The 16095-nt window shown below is 44.9% G+C and carries 13 protein-coding genes and 1 tRNA gene; 11 read left to right on the top strand and 3 right to left on the bottom strand.

Annotated features, from left to right (window positions below):
- The first annotated feature begins 13 nt into the window (after positions 1–13).
- Entirely contained in the window at positions 14–421 is a 408-nt protein-coding gene (locus tag JN178_RS18095; protein WP_202262704.1) for an ACT domain-containing protein, read from the top strand.
- Here JN178_RS18095 and JN178_RS18090 read toward each other — a convergent pair.
- A complete protein-coding gene (locus tag JN178_RS18090; protein WP_202262703.1) occupies positions 384–1058 on the bottom strand; it encodes a lysoplasmalogenase in 675 nt (224 codons plus the stop codon). The genes JN178_RS18095 and JN178_RS18090 overlap by 38 nt on opposite strands.
- A 122-nt stretch (positions 1059–1180) precedes the next feature.
- On the bottom strand, positions 1181–3247 hold the full coding sequence (locus tag JN178_RS18085; RefSeq protein ID WP_202262702.1) for a M13 family metallopeptidase: 2067 nt from the start codon (positions 3245–3247) through the stop codon (positions 1181–1183).
- A gap of 226 nt (positions 3248–3473) precedes the next feature.
- Here JN178_RS18085 and JN178_RS18080 point away from each other — a divergent pair, with 226 nt between their 5' ends.
- Entirely contained in the window at positions 3474–4097 is a 624-nt protein-coding gene (locus tag JN178_RS18080; protein ID WP_202262701.1) for an RraA family protein, read from the top strand.
- A gap of 11 nt (positions 4098–4108) precedes the next feature.
- Here JN178_RS18080 and JN178_RS18075 read toward each other — a convergent pair whose 3' ends face one another.
- Complete coding sequence (locus JN178_RS18075; protein ID WP_202262700.1) at positions 4109–6574, bottom strand: carbohydrate binding family 9 domain-containing protein; 2466 nt, start codon at positions 6572–6574, stop codon at positions 4109–4111.
- A gap of 376 nt (positions 6575–6950) precedes the next feature.
- Here JN178_RS18075 and JN178_RS18070 point away from each other — a divergent pair, with 376 nt between their 5' ends.
- The 9 genes from JN178_RS18070 (at position 6951) to rplL (ending at position 15911) form a co-directional block, all read left to right on the top strand.
- Entirely contained in the window at positions 6951–8792 is a 1842-nt protein-coding gene (locus tag JN178_RS18070) for an ABC transporter ATP-binding protein (RefSeq protein ID WP_202262699.1), read from the top strand.
- Positions 8793–8959: 167 nt separating this feature from the next.
- Positions 8960–9036, top strand: a tRNA-Trp gene (locus tag JN178_RS18065).
- Between the two features lie 78 nt (positions 9037–9114).
- Positions 9115–9492 (top strand): preprotein translocase subunit SecE, encoded by a 378-nt coding sequence (secE, locus tag JN178_RS18060; protein WP_159625690.1) that lies wholly within the window; start codon positions 9115–9117, stop codon positions 9490–9492.
- A 3-nt stretch (positions 9493–9495) separates the two neighbouring features.
- Positions 9496–10047 carry a transcription termination/antitermination protein NusG gene (gene nusG / locus JN178_RS18055; protein ID WP_014951044.1) on the top strand — a complete coding sequence of 184 codons (552 nt, stop codon included), beginning with the start codon at positions 9496–9498 and terminating at the stop codon, positions 10045–10047.
- A gap of 194 nt (positions 10048–10241) precedes the next feature.
- On the top strand, positions 10242–12950 hold the full coding sequence (locus tag JN178_RS18050) for an Ig-like domain-containing protein (RefSeq protein WP_202262698.1): 2709 nt from the start codon (positions 10242–10244) through the stop codon (positions 12948–12950).
- Positions 12951–13523: 573 nt separating this feature from the next.
- Positions 13524–13952 carry a 50S ribosomal protein L11 gene (rplK, locus tag JN178_RS18045; RefSeq protein ID WP_032097749.1) on the top strand — a complete coding sequence of 143 codons (429 nt, stop codon included), beginning with the start codon at positions 13524–13526 and terminating at the stop codon, positions 13950–13952.
- 4 nt (positions 13953–13956) lie between these two features.
- Positions 13957–14652, top strand: a complete 696-nt coding sequence (rplA, locus tag JN178_RS18040; protein ID WP_159625692.1) for a 50S ribosomal protein L1 — start codon at positions 13957–13959, stop codon at positions 14650–14652.
- 305 nt (positions 14653–14957) lie between these two features.
- Positions 14958–15476, top strand: a complete 519-nt coding sequence (gene rplJ / locus JN178_RS18035; RefSeq protein ID WP_159625694.1) for a 50S ribosomal protein L10 — start codon at positions 14958–14960, stop codon at positions 15474–15476.
- Positions 15477–15533: 57 nt separating this feature from the next.
- Positions 15534–15911 carry a 50S ribosomal protein L7/L12 gene (gene rplL, locus JN178_RS18030; RefSeq protein ID WP_015068303.1) on the top strand — a complete coding sequence of 126 codons (378 nt, stop codon included), beginning with the start codon at positions 15534–15536 and terminating at the stop codon, positions 15909–15911.
- The last annotated feature ends 184 nt before the right edge of the window (positions 15912–16095 follow it).

Below are 16095 nucleotides of genomic sequence, written 5' to 3'. Positions count from 1 at the left end.
TTGAAAGATAACAATGGTTGGCGAAACAGAACTGAGTACATTTCTGCGTAACTTGTCACCAGTGGCAAGCGAAGATACCTATGTGTTTGTTTCTGTCGCCCCTGAAAAGGTAACAGCTGTCTTGTTACAGCGTGCTAAAGGAATGTTCAAAGAGCGAGAAGGTGTCACCTTTATTTTAAAAGCGCACTTAGCGCGAGATATGGGGTTGACCTTTAGTGGCGAATATCGCTGTATTACTTGTGAGGTGCATTCTAGCCTAGATGCCGTTGGCATGACTGCTGCCATGTCTACAGCGCTTGCCAATGCGGGCATGAGTGCGAATGTCGTGGCAGCCTATTATCACGACCATATATTTATTCAGTCAGATAAGGTGTCAGCAGCGCTCAGGGTGTTGAAGTCTCTCGCCGATTCGCCCCAATAAGTCCTCTTGTAAGCAAGTATTGCGCAACGTAGTACGTTAGCATAACGGCAAATCCAGATAGCGTGATAGGCTCTCTAAACACGGATTGCGCTAAAATGGCGTCTGAAATGACAAAAATAAGTGCGCCTGCCGCTATCCACCACGAACGCGTAAGTAGCACAGCGGTTACTCCCATTATGGTTATTACACACAAGTATGCGAGAACGGGATAATAAAGTTGTTGTGCCACAGGTAAGATATGCCCTGCCATTAATACAGCGAAACAAATTACTACAAAGCTTAGAAAGAGCTGTATTGAGGTGACGCGTTTTTTCTGCGGCGCGCTTAAAACTTTATTCGCACGCAAATGAATAAAGCTCACAATGTAAGCTAAGTGCGCTATGAAAAAGCAGGCTAGCCCATAAATAAAGCTTTTCGAAATAGGTAGGGCCAAGAATACATCACCCGCTAAACTCGCGATAAGGGCAAAGCAAACAGTCAACCTAGCGTTGCCTTTGAGGCGCAGAAAGGTGAAAAGCACCAGTAGTCCTATAGGCAAGGCTTTTACAATAAATTGCCCATTGTAAGGCGTGTAGCTCAAACTGCCTAAATAGAGAAATGCAAATGCGGCATAAATCAACGACATGTAATTTGGCATTACCCCTCCCAGTAAAAATAGCGACTAGGTTTATAAAAAAGGGCAGCGAAATGTCATCCATTTTGCCGCCCTCTATTTAGCGCTAGTTTCGCGCTAACGTGTTTTCATAAAGCGCTAGCGAGTTACCAGATTTTTACGCGCTCTTCTGGAGGAAGATAAAGTGCATCTTCAGGTGTTACGTCAAATGCTTCGTAAAACTCTGGTACGTTGCGCACTGCGCCATTAGTACGGAACTTGGTAGGCGAGTGCGTATCAGTTTGTACTTGGCTACGAAGCGCTTCTTCACGGTATTTACTGGCCCAAACCTGTCCGTAACCTATAAATACACGTTGATCGCCTGTGAAGCCATCAAGCACTGGTGCTTCTTCACCATCTAATGATAGATGATAGGCTTTCAGCGCAATGCTAATACCACCTAAATCACCAATATTTTCACCTAGCGTGTATTCGCCGTTGACATGAAGGTCTGGTAATACTTCAAACTGGTTGTACTGCTCAATCAGGTTCGCCGTACGTGCTTCAAACTCACCACGGTCGGTATCGGTCCACCAGTTGCGTAGCACACCGTCGCCGTCGAAAGTCGAACCTGAATCATCGAAACCGTGGCCAATTTCGTGCCCGATAACGGCGCCAATTCCACCATAGTTAACGGCGTCTTCTGCGTTCATGTCGAAAAATGGAGGTTGCAAAATAGCGGCTGGGAATACAATCTCATTTAGCGGTGGATTGTAGTAGGCATTAACCGTTTGTGGTGTCATGCCCCACTCATGTGTCCATACCGGGCCGCCTTGCTTTTTCAGCATCTCTTCATAAACAACGTCTGATGAACGCTTTAAGTTACCAAACAAATCACCCGCATCAACCGTAAGTGCAGTGTAGTCACGCCACTCGTCAGGGTAACCAATTTTAACGGTAAACTTCGATAACTTGTCGAGGGCTTGAGCGCGTGTTTCATCGGTCATCCACTCAAGGTTTTCAATACTCTCTTTGTAGGCAAGTAGTAGATTATTCACCATTTCCATCATGCGTTCTTTGGCTTCTGGTGGGAAATGTTGTTTTACATAAACCTTACCAATAAGTTCGCCAACGTGCGCATTCGATAGACTAACCGCACGACGCCATTGTGGCTCTTGCTCTTCAACGCCACGTAATACCTTGCTGTAGAAATTGAAGTTTGCTTCGTCTAATTGTGCAGATAGGCGGCTAGCAGAGGCGTTTAACAAGCCCCACTTTAAGAATGTCTTCCAGTTGTCCAGCGATGTTTCACTAATAACGCCATCAATGTTCTGCATAAAGTCTTTTTGCAGAATACCTAGGGCAGCGATATCACTGATTTCTGCTTTATCTAGGTAGGCATCCCAGTCGAAGTTGGGCATTAATGCTTTTAACTCTTCAATGGTTAGCTTGTTGTAGTTTGCTGCAAAATTACGAGCCTGCTCTTTTTTCATATGCAGCTCTGCAATTTTAGTTTCAAGGTCGAATAGCATTTTGGCGCTTTCTGCTGGCGCTTCAAAGTTGGCGAGTTCAAACATAGTTTGGATATGCTTTACGTACGCGTCGCGAATAGTCTGAGAGGCTTCGTCGTCTTTGAAATAGTACTCGCGCTCTGGAAGACCAAGGCCAGCTTGCCATGTGTACATCAAATACTCTTTGGGCGATTTTAAATCTGGGTACTGAGTAAGACTGAATGGTGTACCGTATCCATAGCGCGCTGCATAAGCAAAGTAGGCAGCAAGATCTGAGTAATTTTCAATACTATCAATTTTTTCAATCTCAGGTTTTAGTGGCGCTACACCTAAGGCATTACGCGTTTCCATGTCCATGTAAGCGCGGTAAAAATCCCCCACTTTCTGCTCGTCACTACCGGCTTTAAAATCACCTTCTGCAGACGATTTAATAATGTCCATCACGTGATCTTGCGCTTCATCTCGCAGAATCACGAAAGCGCCATAGCTTGACTTGTCAGCCGGAATTTCAAAGTTGTCGAACCATTTACCATTTACGTAACGGAAAAAGTCGTCACCCGGAGAAACAGACAAATCCATATTGTCTTTCATAATACCCGAGCTTAGCGTTTGTGTTTGTGCTGACTCTACTGGGGCTTGTGTTTGTTGTTCTGGGGCTGAGTTTTGCGGGCTACAGGCAGTAAGGGCCAGCGCAACACTCAAACTTAAAACGCTTCGTAACATGGTGTTTTCCTTTTTCTCAATATTCGGCGACCTTGGATATAACCAAAGTTTATTATTTTAAGAGGGGGCGCGTGCATCAAGCAGGCATGGTCACTTTTTTAGCATGTGCGCAGTGATAGAAAAAGCGTTTATAGTGAAAATACACAGCTTGTAACAACTTGTAATACACAATTGGCTATAGTGGAAGCAGTTTGGATGCAGGTTATTCAGTTAAAAGGAGTGGTGTATGAAAACCAATGAAATTCCGTTTGATAGTGTTTCCCCGTGCGAGTATGCCGATGCTTTGCCCAAAGAGCAGTTTATTGACTATGCCATAAAGCCTCTGTGGCCAGGTATTCCGCGGATTGCCGGGCCAGCCTTTACCGTTAAGTGCGACCCAGGCGACCATCTCATGCTACATGCAGCTATTTATCGAGCGAATGCTGGCGACATAATCGTGGTTGAAGCCGATGATAAGTATGCCGTTGCTGGAGGCAATGTATGTGCAATTGCTCAATCACGCGGTATTAAGGGGTTCGTGATTGACGGCGTTATTCGCGATATTGCAGAAACTAGAGAAAATCAATTTCCTGTGTTTGCACGTGGTGTCGTGCCAAAACCCGGCGCAAAAAAATGTATTTCTCCACTCAATCAGCCAGTGCGTTGTGGCGGTGTCACCGTCAATGCAGGGGATATTATTGTGGCTGATGAAGAGGGTATAGCGGTTATTCCTCGAGAACAAGCGCAGCGTGCGTTTGAGATCGCCAAGGCAAGAGGTGATAAAGATGCGGCAATGTCACTCAGTGAATGGCAAGCGCAGCATCAAGACAAAGTAGAGGCTACGCTCGCAAAATTAGGGTTCACTGATTAAAAATAGACGTTTTAGTAAAGCCACGCATAGCTGAACTTCATAAAGACGGCTTGCTCGGTGCGCAATAGGCCTGGGTTTTCATCATCGGCAAACGCTGAATCGCCATAGCCAATGAATAGGCGCGAAAGTGGGTTTATCATGTAAGAATACACCACTTGTGTGCCTAGGCTTCTATCTCGAGCATCTACGCGCATTAGGTAATTATCGGTATTGCGCTTGATATCTGCGTAAACCAGTGCAACGCGGATAAACTGTTTTGCACTAAACTGATAACTTAGTCGCAAATCCGATAGGTTGGCTGTAAAGAGCATTTCATCGTTCACATCAATACGATTGTATTCATGACTCAGCGACGCTTCCAAATGCTGCCCCAAATTGAGGGTAATTGAAGGCTCTAGTAACACCTGATCGCCCAACCGGTCGTTTCTTAAGTCGATTCTGTCACCAATACGGGCAAAATTTTCAAAGTAGAGGGTACGGCTTGGCTGGGCTTCAAAATAGAAGGAATATTGTTCTTCGGTAAAGCGCGTGGCATTGCCATCTATGGCTAAACTAGCGCCATTGTGGCGTAAACCAACAGTATCCCTTTTAATCCACTGAAAATTGAAATAAGACTGATAAGCAGCACTTAACTCCACTTGTGCCTGCATTTCGCGTTCAATAAGTTCACCGTCATCGTTGTGGGTGATATCCCAATCACCGCCGAACTCAAAGCGATTCCACCATGCATCTTCATTCCACCAGATATAGCCGCCGCCCAGTACACTTTTATGTCTATCTACGGTGCTTTCAAAGCCCAAGTCAGCACGAAAGTCAGCTTGAGTACTTGTGCGATTGGCATAAACATACCAGTCACGAACCTCGTGACGGTAGTCAATCTTGTAGGTACTACCCGAGAAAGTATCGTTTTTGCGCGTTCGTAGCGTGATCTCGTTAATATCATCATCGGCACTACAGTCATTACTGCAAAAATCAGAGAACAATGTTTGTGGGTATTGCGTTTGTGAGCGAAGTACTTGCACACGTAACGTGTCGCTTGGCGTTATTTGATAACGGCTATCTAGGCCAGTAACAATATTGTGGTAATCCTCTGAGTGACGACCAGTAATTATTGCGCCTACGGAAAGGTCATCTGAAATGTCATATCGGTATCGGGCGGCTATATTGGTACTTTCTTCGTTGAGCCTTGCTACACTAGAGCCCAGATTTCCAGGCACTAAAAACGTGGTGCTTTCGTCGTTAGCAGCCAAAATACCAAATGTATGGTTGTTCACCCGCCCAGTTAGTTTTGTGCCAATGTCAGGTGCGCCGATATTGCGGGTATACACAAGATCGTATTGAGTACTGAAAAAATCGGCGTTTTCGAGAAAGAAGGGGCGCTGTTCAGGGAAAAATAGTGCAAACGGGTTGTTGATGCCGAGTTGTCCAGCGTCGGCTTCAACTTGAGAAAAGTCAGGGTTAACTGTGGCTTGCAGTAGCATGTCAGATGATATGCCCCAGTTTATATCGACACCTATTTCTTGGTTATCTTGATACTGCCAGTCTGTCGCATTTTGCGAGGGTACAGCTTCACGGTTACGGGCATAACCCGCTACCGCATAGGGCGTTATGGATAAGTTTTGACCTTGCTTTGCCGTGGCGAAGCCCTCCATATCTCCCATTTGGCATAACCCGCATGCGTTATTCCTATCAACGGGCCTGTTAGAAATTCGAAGGTTATTTTCTCGTGGGTAGAAACGTACAAACTCAGCCCGCCATCTTTTTGGGCCATCACTGTCGAGAAAGTTCATGATGCGAAAAGGCAACGCAATCTCAACGGTATAGCCGTCTTGTGTTATTTGTGCTTGTGCGTCCCAAATTGCATTCCAACTATCGCTTTCACTCAACGTCATTTGGTTTTCGATGGCATCAGACTGTATGCCGCGTGGATTAACAAAGAACTGATACGACAGACGACTGTCGCCAAACGTATCTATTTTTATTCCAACTAAGTCGTTATCCCATACGTTATCTCTATCTCGAAATAAGGCGCGTAATTGCGAAGGGTTGTCGTCTTGCGCAGTAAACGCAATATATATGTTTTCGCCGTTTTCAAATATGCGTGCCGTTGTGAGCACGGGAGGCGTGGTATTCTCAAAAGGACGGGTAACAAAAGTAAGCGGTACTTTAGTTGCTTCTTCCCACACAGCCTCGTCGATAATGCCATCAAGTTCTACTGTGCCTGCGATAAAAGGAACAACCAGCGAATCGCCGATATTGTCATCAGACGTTTCTGTAATCGTATTTTCCGACCGCTCTGTAACGATAGTGGGAGGTGTGGAAGTTTCGGTTGCTTGAGGTTGCTCGTGTGGTGTTTCTTGTCGTGGTGTTGCAAAGGCAGAGCCCGCAGACAAACAACCCGCAAAGGCAAATGACGCAAAGATTGTACATACGCGCTTAAGCACAGCATCGCCGCGCTTTACTAAAAAATTATCCATAATAATGTGTGTGATGTCGTTATTATTTTTTCCCGCGCAAAGTATGAATAAAAGCCAATGCGACAAAAAGCGGCTTAATCGCAAATAAACGGATGCTTAACGTGTTTTGCATTTTTACTTAAGTGAAGATGCGGCGAAACAGGGCGATAAAACGGGGCGATGAAACAGGGCGATAATATACAGCGAGTAAACGGCATAAAACAAACCAAGGTATCACCGACAAGGCGTGAACATTTAGTGTAGAATTGCGTACTAAATCAGAGCCCGTTGACCTTTGTATCAAAAACATACCGCAATGGTAAACGCGCTCAAGCCACGTTATTGCTATCTAGCGTTGGCAACACGCACTAGTCATCTGTTAACAAACGAGTATTACATGTTTTCATTTTTTGAAAGGCTCACACAGCCCTTTCCTGATGCACAACCTACCCAGCCTCCTACGGGCATTATTGCGTTTTGTAAGTACTACACTAAAGGTATGTGGGGCGTCATACTGACTGTTTCTGTATTAAGTGCCATTGTTGCCATCTTAGAAGTTGCCCTATTTGGATTTTTAGGCCAGTTAGTCGACTGGTTTTCAGAGCAAGATAGAAGTACGTTTTTAGCAGATCAAAAATTTACCCTTATCGGTATGGGTTTAACCGTACTGGTGTTTATTCCGCTCTTCATACTATTGCGTTCGCTGTTTTCTCGTCAGTCGCTGATGGGCAATTATCCAATGCGCATCAGGTGGCAAGCACACCGCTATTTGCTTGGACAAAGCCTGACGTTTTTTCACAATGAGTTTGCCGGTCGTGTTGCAACTAAAGTTATGCAAACAGCTCTTTCAGTGAGAGAAACGGTTACTAAAGTACTCGACTTATTGGTGTATATCAGCGTGTACTTTATTTCCATGGTGGTCCTTATTTTCAGTACAGATTGGCGTTTAGCTATGCCACTCATCGTTTGGTTTTTTGTCTACATTGGTATTTTGCGCGTATTGGTCCCCAAGCTCAAAGACGTGTCGCAACGACAGGCTGATGCGCGTTCGCTAATGACGGGAAGAATTGTTGATAGCTATACCAATATCACAACGGTGAAATTATTTTCTCACAGCCGTCGCGAAGCTGATTACGCGAAGGAGAGTATGGACGGCTTTCTTCAAACCGTTTATCCGCAAATGCGCTTGGTCACAGTGCTAGAGTTTTGCGTAGAAATGGCAAATGCCATTCTTATTTTTACCATAGGTGCGCTGTCGGTTTACCTATGGATGGAAAACATAGCAACCCCAGGAGATATCGCTATTGCCATCAGTTTATGTTTGCGATTGAACGGTATGTCACATTGGGTAATGTGGGAAGTGTCAGGTTTATTCGAAAACCTTGGCACGGTGCAAGACGGCATGAATACACTGGCACAACCCATCGCGGTCAAAGATAAACCCAAAGCTAATGCGCTTGAAGTAAGCGGCGGCGGGATAGATTTTAAACGCGTTAATTTCTCGTATTCGGGGGCGGACAATAAACCTATCGATGTATTCACCAACTTAGACTTGGCCATTAAACCCGGCGAGAAAGTAGGGTTAGTGGGACGCTCTGGCGCAGGGAAATCTACCTTGGTTAATTTGCTTATGCGCTTTTACGATACCCAAAGCGGCAAAATAATTATTGATGGGCAAGATATTACTGAAGTAGGACAGGAAACCTTGCGTGCCAAAATCAGTATGGTGACCCAAGACACTTCGTTAATGCATCGCTCTGTGCGAGACAACATACTGTACGGGCGAACTGATGCAACAGAACAAGACATGATCCGCGCCGCTAAGCAAGCTGAAGCCCATGAGTTCATTTTGACGCTGACCGATAGCCATGGACGCACAGGATATGACGCTCACGTCGGTGAGCGTGGCGTAAAGTTATCTGGTGGTCAAAGACAACGTATCGCCATTGCGCGTGTTTTGCTAAAAGACGCACCAGTACTTGTACTCGATGAGGCAACATCAGCACTTGACTCAGAAGTAGAGGCTGCCATTCAAGCTTGCCTAGATAAAGTGATGGAAGGAAAGACGGTATTGGCGATTGCGCACAGACTATCAACTATCGCGCAAATGGACCGTTTACTTGTGCTCGACAAAGGTAAAATCGTAGAGCAAGGAACGCACGCAGAACTGATTGCCTATGACGGAATTTACGCCAAACTATGGGCGCATCAGACGGGTGGCTTTATCGGTATAGAATAGGGCGAGGATATTGTATTTGACATTCTTTACCGATACGAGATAAAGCGCTTGTATCTTAAAGGTGGTTAAGTATAATACGCGTCCCTCCCTTGCGATACCGCACTTTCCTAAGAAAAGACGCACCATTGACAAGGGTAGTGTAAGTAAAATTTGTCATTTGACACCACAGGGGTGTAGTTCGAATTGGTAGAACAGCGGTCTCCAAAACCGATGGTTGGGGGTTCGAGTCCCTCCACCCCTGCCATTTTACTTAACAACAAATTTTTTATTGCGCCCTCTTTGAGCGCGTAAGACAACGACGCTGTAGTGCTAGGATCGTAACATGAGCGAAAAGACGGAAAATCAGTCCAATGCATTGGACATGTTTAAATGGGTAGTGATTTTTGCACTACTTGCCGGTTTGGTAACCGCGAACACGGTTTACGGTGAGATTTCGGTACTATACCGTGCCATCGCTGCTGTTGTAGTAGTTGTTATTGCTGGTTTTATCGCAGCTTCAACTGAGAAAGGCAGCACTTTCTTGAGCTTTGCTAAAGAATCGCGCACAGAAGTTCGCAAGGTAGTTTGGCCAACGCGTCAAGAAGCAAACCAGACTACGCTTATCGTGCTAGCGGCAACGTTGATCATGGCACTGATTTTATGGGGACTAGACGGCATCATCGTTCGTGTAGTTGGCTTTATTACTGGAATAGGAGCATAACGTATGTCTGAAGAAGAAGCAGTAAAGAAAAGATGGTACGTAGTTCAAGCCTATTCGCAATACGAGTCTCGCGTTAAGAAGACCCTGCTTGAATACATCAAAATGCACAACATGGAAGACTACTTCGGTCAGGTGCTAGTGCCGACTGAAGAAGTTGTTGAAATGCGTGCAGGTCAAAAGCGTAAATCTGAGCGCAAATTTTACCCAGGTTACGTATTGGTTGAAATGGCGATGACAGAAGAGTCATGGCACTTAGTAAAAAGCGTTCCTCGTGTACTTGGCTTTATCGGTGGTACGTCTGACCGTCCTATGCCAATTACACAGAAAGAAGCTGACGCTATCTTGAATCGACTTGAAGAGAACGTTGATAAGCCAAGACCAAAAACACTGTTCGAGCCAGGCGAAGTTATTCGCGTTATCGACGGCCCGTTTGCAGACTTCAACGGTGTGGTGGAAGAAGTGGATTACGAAAAAAGCCGCGTAAAAGTGTCGGTACTTATTTTCGGTCGCTCTACACCAGTAGACCTAGAGTTTGGTCAGGTAGAAAAAGGCTAAGCCTTTATAAGTATTTAAAAAAAGACGGTTTATCCGTCTTTTTTTATATGTGAAATTCAAAAAAATAATTTGTAACAATTACTTCAGTAACAATTTAGCTTTCCTTGTTAACTCACGCCATCGCTATCTGGTATAACCCGCTACCTGTCATAACTTTTTGACACATAAACATAAATACAGCAAATAAAGGATGTATGATGAAGCGAAGCGTGTTTATTGGTAGCGCAGTACTTGCGTTAAGTGCGTGTGGCGGCGGAGGTTCTGGCTCGAATAACACGCCTCCCGTTAATGTTGCTCCTAATGCCACCGGATTGTCTCTGACGTTATCTGAAGACAACAGTATCTCAATTGTGCTTAGCGGCACTGATTCTGATGGCAGCATAAGCCAATACGAAATTATGTCGCAAACCGAAAATGGCACCTTATCTGGCAGTGTGCCAAACCTCGAATACACACCACACGAGAACTATTTTGGAAGTGACGTCTTCACTTTTCGCGTTATAGATAACGATGGGGCCGTTTCTGAAATTGCAACCGTCTCACTCGATGTCTCACCTGTCAACGATGCACCCGTCGTGCAAACTACCGATATTGCCACGGTATTAGAGAACACTACCGCGACAAGTATTAACCTCGCCAGTTTAGTGACTGATGTTGATAGTGACGACGTAAGTATTGAATTGGTGGCACAAGCCGATAGTCCACTGTTCACTATTGAAGGTGAAGTCAGCGCGTTACGTTTTATAAACCCACCTGATTTTGAGGCGCCCGCTAGCGAAAGTGGAAACAATCTATATCGTGTAATTTTTAATGCAGTGGACGGTGAGGGTGCTGTAACTCAAGGAGTTGCAAATGTTGAGGTTACAGACGAGTCGCAAATATCAATTAGTATTCATTATCCAACTGATGGTGCGAATCTAGGTGGTAATGCAACATCAGTAACGGTATCAGGCACGGTAGTAGACGACGAAGACGGCGAAGTGTTAGCCACGGATGTATCGTCAATTAATACAAATGATATTGCCGCAGTAGTAGATTTAGCAGCAGGGACATGGACCTCCACGCTACCTGTCGCATCAACTGACGTTGAGTTAGTTGCCGAAGTGAGTGTTGACGATAGCGTGGTTGCCCAAACTGCAGTGTCAGTCACAAACAGTGCGTTACTTTATACACTCGAGTCGCCATTAGGCGGTGTTGTCGATGAAGCAAATAATCGAATTATTGCTGTAGATGCGTCTTTAAATGCCGTGGTTGCGATTGACCTTGCAACGGGTGAGGTAACTGAAATTTCTGGCCCTAGTGTAGGCTCAGGCGTGCCCTTTGTTGTGCCGCGCAGTGTGGCATACGACAGCGTTCGCGATGTTATCTTTGTGACCGATACAACGGTAGATGCTGTGATTAAAGTAAATATTGAAACTGGCGCTCGAGAAATATTCATTGAAGAGAGTTTGCTAAATCCATCAGACTATTTTACGCCTAATGATATTACCTATGACCACACAAGCGATGCGCTATACCTGACGGCTAATTACGATACTATTTTAGAAAAGGTCAACCCGCAAACCGGTGCACGTACTGTCGTAACAGGGGGGGGGACTGGCTCTGGCGATACCATTTCAAATATAGACGCTGTGGCAGTGGATAGTGTCAACAATATCGCTTATGTAACAGAGCGCTATGCAGAAAAGATTTTTCGTGTCGACCTAGCGACAGGAGAGCGGACACTTATTGCGTTTGGAAGCGCAGACAGTGGTGAGACGTTTAGTGATATTGTGAATATTGCAATTTCTAATTCAGGCAATACGCTTTTCTTCGTAGGGCGTACAAGTGACGCTGATTTAAAGCCAGCAGTTTACGCGTTTAACTTAGTGACAAATCACATATCTCTCATTAACAGTGTCGATAATGCGACAGCAAGCAATATAGGCTCTCTTCAAGATATCATTCTAGACGATGACGACCAAACATATTGGCTGCTAGATAGCCGAGCAGAAACTGTGTTTGAAGTGGATATGGCCACAGAAGTTACAACTAGTCTATCGCCTCAAGATGAGACAACTGTACTCACCGAACCAACAAGTGCGTTGTGGGATAGCGTAAGAGCGCGTTGGTTTATTGCAGATAGAACACAGATTTACGTTGCAGAAAAAGGGGAAGGGGCACCGCTGCTAGCGCCATTTTCAGTAAGTGAGTTTACGGATATCGAGGCTGTTGAATTCAACGAGAAAACCAATCGCCTGTTTGCAGTCGACAGACTTTCCAGAACACGCAAAGTAATTGTAGAAGTTGATACAACAACTGGCGTAAGCAGTGTTGTGATGGACTCTGAGGTTATAGGTTCTGATTTTTACACAAATCAGCTCGTATTCGACGATGAAAATAACACCTTGTATTGGACTGATTATCGTTACGATGAGGTAGCGGGCTTCAATCTGAGTACCGCTACGCCATTTACGGTAGCGAATAGTAGCATTGGCAGTGGAGCAAACTTATCTTTCGCGACGACTACCGTTGGTGACCTCGCTAATGGGCGTCTTTTTGTGTATGACAACGCTATGAAAGGTATTTTCAGCGTTGATATTTCAACCGGTGATAGAGTTGAAATTGCTTCAGTAACTAAAGGTAGTGGCGTTGAATTCGAAGATGTTTACAGTATGACCTACGATGACGCGAAGGAACGCCTTTTCATCGCTGATTCAAAACACGATTTACTTATTACAGTAGACGTTGCAACGGGCGATAGAGAAGTTCTATCCCAACCAAATGGCACCATACCCTTATACGGTGCAAGCGGTATGTCGTTTGACAGTGAGACAAATAATATATTTGTTGCAGACTTTAACAAAGAATCTGTGTATGTAATCGACGCTATTAGTGGTGAGCGGGCTATTTTGACGCGCTAAAATAAACACACATAGGGTGCTCGCTATTGAAGCACCCTATGTACTGTGCGACCTGTTTTATCTCGTTCGATGATAGAGTGCCTAACTGGAAAAGTAATTGATTACCCAGAGAGTGCCAATAACATCACAAATCGTGATATAGCACGATAAAAAGCGGTAAAAAAGAACCTGTAACCCATAATACGTCTAGTAAAAAAACACGAGTCTTACTGATCTTGGTCGAATCACTAAACGCAGAGAAAAAGCTAACGCTTATAGCGCGCTTAAGTAACCAATTAGCAATGCACACAACCGCAAGCCATATCACTATTTTCATGCAAGACTCTTTAATTTCTTAAAAACCTAAACTGAATGCCTTTGGTAACGAGCACGTTGAGAACACAACGCATCAAACTAGCTAATCTGCCAATTCGAGAAAACTGGCCGTTAGACCGTTTTTTATTCTAATTAGCCCTTGCATAGTAATTAGTCACCTTATATAATGCGCGCCCTTTTAAATGGAAACGGGAAGCCGATTGAGCAAATAAACTCTGTATTTGCGAGGCGTTAGACCCAAACAAGAGAGCATGTAAAATGGCTAAAAAAGTAAGCGGTATTATCAAGCTTCAGGTTGCAGCTGGCGCTGCTAACCCAAGTCCACCGGTTGGTCCTGCACTAGGTCAGCACGGTGTAAACATCATGGAATTCTGTAAGGCTTTCAATGCGAAAACTGATAGCCTTGAGAAAGGCGCTCCGGTACCAGTAGAAATTACTGTATACGAAGACCGTTCTTTCACATTCGAAACTAAGACTCCTCCTGCGTCTTACCTGCTTAAGAAAGCAGCGGGCATCAAGAGTGGTTCTGGCCGTCCTAACACTGAAAAAGTGGGTAAAGTTACTCGCGCTCAGTTGGAAGAGATTGCTAAAACAAAAGAGCCAGATCTTACTGCAGCTGACCTAGATGCAGCGGTACGCACTATCGCGGGTTCTGCTCGCTCAATGGGCTTGAACGTAGAGGACTAATCGAATGGCTAAATTAACTAAACGCGCTCGCCTAATCCGCGAAAAAGTAGACTCGGGCAAAGAGTACGAAATCAACGAAGCTGTTGCGCTTCTTAAAGAACTAGCGACTGCTAAGTTCGCAGAGAGCGTTGACGTAGCAGTTAACCTTGGTATCGATGCGAAGAAATCTGACCAAAACGTTCGTGGTGCAACTGTACTACCTAACGGTACTGGTAAAGACGTTCGCGTTGCAGTATTCACTCAAGGTGCAAACGCTGAGGCTGCTAAAGAAGCTGGTGCTGACATCGTTGGTATGGAAGACCTAGCTGAGCAAGTTAAGAAAGGTGAAATGGACTTTGACGTAGTAGTTGCTAGCCCAGACGCGATGCGCGTTGTTGGTCAACTAGGTCAAATCCTAGGTCCACGTGGCCTTATGCCTAACCCTAAAACTGGTACTGTAACGCCTGACGTTGCAACAGCAGTTAAGAACGCGAAAGCTGGTCAGGTACGCTACCGTAACGATAAGAACGGTATCATCCACGCTAGCATCGGTAAGATTGCGTTCGAAGCGAACCAAATTCAAGAAAACCTTGAAGCGCTACTTGAAGCATTGAAGAAAGCTAAGCCTTCTTCTGCTAAAGGTACATACATCAAGAAGATCAGCCTAAGCACTACAATGGGTGCTGGCGTATCTCTAGATAAGGCTTCTGTAGGTCTTTAATTCCTTTGAGCGAAAGCTCGATGGAATCTCTTAAAGGTTATGGGTTGGAGCTGTTCATTTAGCAGTGCTAATAAGCAGCTCCCGTCCTAGACCGCAGGTGCGGTGTGGTGAAAGAGGTAAGAGAACTTTCACAATCAACATACTGCTTAATACAACAACCTGCGCAGACGGTGGTTTGACTCAGACTCTCTGGGGTAACAAACACCGTAGAGCGGTATCAATCATGAGGATTGGTATCAATCTGTGAACCCTGACGGCGTAAGTAGGCGACTACATACTAAGTCAGATACAAAGAGGTGAACTCAGTGGCACTAGGTTTAGCAGCAAAAAAAGAGATCGTAGCAGAAATTTCTGATGTTGCGTCTCGCGCTCTATCCGTAGCCGTTGCTGAATACCGTGGGATGGAAGTTGGTGAACTGACTGAACTACGTGTTAAAGCTCGTGAGCAAGGCGTATACCTAAAGGTTGTACGTAACACTCTTGCAAAACGTGCTCTAGCAGACAGTCAATTTGCAGACTTAGACAGCGCCTTAACTGGTCCGCTTATCTATGGTTTCTCTATCGACGCACCAGGCGGTGCGGCACGTCTTTTCAAAGACTTCGGTAAGACTAACGATAAGCTTAAAGTTACTGCACTTTCAATTGGTAGCGGTCTTCTTGGTCCAGAGAAATTGGACGCAGTTGCAGCACTACCTACCCGCGACGAAGCGCTTGCGAAACTACTTGCAACCTTCAAAGCACCAGTTGGGAAATTCGTTCAAACAATCAACGAAGTTCCTGGCAAGTTTGTGCGCGTATTGGCGGCGGTCAAAGACACCAAGTAATTGGCGTTTTTGGCATATTGATTTTTTTAACATTTTATACCCAGGAGTTTAGAGAAAATGGCTCTAACTAAAGAAGATATCTTAAACGCAATCGCTGAAATGCCAGTAATGGAACTGGTTGAACTAATCGAAGCGGCTGAAGAGAAATTCAACGTATCTGCTGCAGCTGCTGTTGCTGTTGCTGGTCCAGCTGCTGGCGGTGACGCTGCTGCTGCAGAAGAAAAGACTGAATTCGACGTTGTTATGACTTCATTCGGTGGCAACAAAGTTGCAGTTATCAAAGCAGTTCGCGGCGCGACTGGCCTAGGTCTTAAAGAAGCTAAAGAAGTAGTTGAGTCTGCTCCTAAAGCTATCAAAGAAGGCGTAAGCAAAGATGAAGCTGAAGCACTTAAGAAAGAGCTTGAAGAAGCTGGTGCAGAAGTAGAAATCAAGTAATTTGACATAGTCAAATTATTGCCTGAGACGGCAAGGCTGGTGGTTTTTTGAACCACCAGCCTTTTTGCGCTGTATAGCGTGTAGAATCTAACCCTTGGCTACACGACAAAAGGCGCCATTCGGACATACCCATAAAAAGCATAAAAATCCAACAAGTTAACTAATAATTGGTTAAATTTTGTTG

It is taken from the genome of Alteromonas sp. KC3, from assembly GCF_016756315.1.
Classification (GTDB): Bacteria; Pseudomonadota; Gammaproteobacteria; order Enterobacterales; family Alteromonadaceae; genus Alteromonas.
Note: the sequence above shows the minus strand (reverse complement) of the source record. Positions and strands in the feature narration are given on the sequence as shown.